This window comes from uncultured Paraglaciecola sp. (genome assembly GCF_913058035.1).
Lineage (GTDB): Bacteria > Pseudomonadota > Gammaproteobacteria > Enterobacterales > Alteromonadaceae > Paraglaciecola.
This window is the reverse complement of the sequence record NZ_CAJXPA010000327.1, coordinates 1-2,483: the sequence shown is the minus strand read 5'-3', so window position 1 is coordinate 2,483 and position 2,483 is coordinate 1. Positions and strand designations below refer to the sequence as shown.

Genomic DNA, 2,483 nt, shown 5'->3' with positions numbered 1-2,483 from the left:
GCAGTCACCCCAGCCAGTAAATAAGGAAGCGAGAAATCATCTTTCGGGCGATTTGCTGGGGTCGCTAATACCTCCGTTAGATTTATTTGCGGTAAAGCCCAAAGCATTAAACCAAAACCCATTGTTAACAATATAGGCGCTGACCAGTTTTCCAATTTTTTAATTGAATCAGACCCTTTTAGCACCACATACAAATTCAAAGCCCAAAACATCAAAAAACCATACACCTCCCCCTGACTTCCTAGTGCAGCCCAATCTTCAGAAAGGTTCGACAATAAAATATGGCATGCAATGCCACCAAATAAGGTTTGAATACCAAACCAGCCACATGCCACGATTGCTCGAATTAAACAGGGTAAATTAGAACCATACAAACCAAATGAAGAGCGTAATAAAACGGGAAAAGGTATGCCATATTTGGTCCCAGAAAAGGCATTCAATGTGAGTGGGATAAGCACAATTATATTGGCAATCAAAATTGTAATTAAAGCTTCGATTACCGACAATCCAAAATAAGCGGTTAATACTCCGCCAAGGGTATAGGTAGGTACACAAATTGCCATGCCAACCCAAAGTGCCGCAACATCCCATTTATGCCAGGTGCGCTGAGCAATGTTTGTTGGTGCAATATCATCGTTATATAGAGCGCTATTGCGAACATCATGCTGAACATTTAACTCTATAAACTCGCCTACCTCGACCATTTTAGATACGTATTGCTGTGGATCTTTTTCAATGTTTAACACAATTGTTTTGCCTGCTGATATGAGTAAATGATTTAAGCTGCTTTGCCATTCTTTTTATTATTTATTATCGTTTAGACGCTATAAATCAGTGAGTTTTCCATCGCTTACAAAGCGGCTAATATCAAGTTGAATAAATATGTTTATGTCCATTTTCTGATCTCTTTTTACCTTTTACTTTTTTATTATCCGCAGACACACCAGAACACGATGGAAGTACAAAATATTGAGATTGAGCAAATCTTTGATTGCTAATACAAGCTTTAGCACAATGTAGGCCAATCATAAAAAATATATTATATACATACACTTAACTTAAAATAAGCACTACAAACGGACTAATCAGTCTATTTAAGAGCATCAATTCTGTGCACGTTTTGCTAAAATGATGCACTAAAGAATGCAAGATGCATTTTGGAAAGAAGGCTGGAGGGGATTTACCTGGATCGTAACAACATTGATTTATGGCGCAGCCAATTTAGGCTGGATTGACCAATTCACCTAAAAAGATGATACAAAACATCAAAAACGATATTGTGAGTGATGACTTAGTAACTGAATCCTTTGGTTAGAGAAAAAACAAAAATTAACGGAAAACGTAAGCACAAAATCTGAAAAAAAGCACAATCAGATGCTGCAGAATAAGCGTAACGTGGATGATGCACACCGTCCTAACCCACAGTCGAGTAACCCACCAACCAAGTAAAAGTAATGACTACTTGGATTGATTTAGGTAGATTGGCTCCTGCTGACACATACTTTTCTATCTTTACAAGATGGGTAAATATTCAGCACTAAATTACCAAATTACCAAATTAACAAGCTACCAAATTAAAAAGCCATCAAATTCATCAAATTAACAAGCCACCTCATCATCTATGTCATTATTGTGCCAAGGAAGCCAAGAGTCCTAGTGGTTGCTGTGCCGGAACATGTTATTTAACGTGGAATAAAAGGGGTGAGCTTTACAAAGTTCTGATTGCTTTGCTAATCCATTTATTTGATAGCTTGACCATTTGTACCCTGAAGGCTCTGCTATATACTCGCCCTAACTAGATGGAACTCAATATAACGATACAACTCAAGCAAATAATCCTCTGCTTTAACTCAGTAGCATCTATAACGGCTTTCCCATTATGTGCCTGCGCGTTTATACGTGTCGTTAAAATAACGTACATACTGCCCATTAAATGATTGTACGACTTGCCTGATCCCCTGTTCGTTATGGGGGTGCAAAGCATGTAAACGTGATGGGTCATCAATACGCATGCATGAATATCAACTTGGTATTTTAGAGTATTTCTTTAGCTGGACGATATAAGCACCAAAACCTTGCTCACTAACAAAATAAACGTGGCGGTGGCTACCTCGCTGTATGATATTTTGTGCAGCAGCGATTGGGTTAACCCTTGGTGATATAGCCATCAGAACATTCTTTCAATCAGGGTCGATTAAGTGTGAAAGTATGTCCCCGCACTTAAAATTTTGCTCTGATCTCAGATATTGATTGCAGGCAAAGACACCATGCTTAGATGGTTGTTTCGTTTATGCTTTTGTTTGCCCTAATTCTCATATCATTAGTAAGGGAGATAGCTTCACGGGCTTCGGTATCAAAAAGTACTGAAATACTGGTAAGCGTAGCCACTATTTTGTGGCTACCGCATTCTCGCATTTCATAAGAAACAGTAATCGACTTACCGCCAACTTTTGCGAGTACTCCTTTTATATCAAGCAGTTGCC

1 protein-coding gene and 1 pseudogene are annotated in these 2,483 nt (G+C 38.5%); both read right to left on the bottom strand.

From position 1 onward, the window contains the following. Positions 1 to 746, bottom strand: a 746-nt coding sequence (locus QZ562_RS20905) for a cytosine permease (protein WP_293764621.1), incomplete at its 3' end; no start/stop codon positions are given. A 1,525-nt stretch (positions 747 to 2,271) separates the two neighbouring features. Next, a pseudogene (locus QZ562_RS20900) lies at positions 2,272 to 2,483 on the bottom strand (acyl-CoA thioesterase); the annotation flags it as partial.